At 44.7% G+C, this 237-nt stretch carries 1 pseudogene; it reads right to left on the bottom strand.

The annotated features are described in order from the left end of the window. Positions 1 to 237 (bottom strand): annotated as a pseudogene (locus AC0L3P_RS40390) (Holliday junction branch migration DNA helicase RuvB); the annotation flags it as partial.

The following is a 237-nucleotide window of genomic DNA, read 5'->3' as shown; positions in this document are numbered from 1 at the left end:
GCGTAAATGGATTGAGGTCAATCTGAATGCTTCTTGCGCTAGGTCCTTTATCCAGCATAATATCGATCCGGTAATCCTCCATTGCTGAGTATAGATATTCCTCCACGATAGGGCTTAGGCGATGTATTTCATCGATAAAAAGGACATCATTGGGCTCTAGAGAAGTAAGCAAGCCAGCTAAGTCGCCGGGTTTATCTAGGACAGGCCCTGAAGTGATTTTAATGCCTACCCCTAGTT

This window comes from Bradyrhizobium sp. WSM4874 (assembly GCF_055811835.1).
The sequence above is the reverse complement of the archived record's forward strand: the minus strand, read 5'-3'. Positions and strand labels throughout refer to the sequence as shown.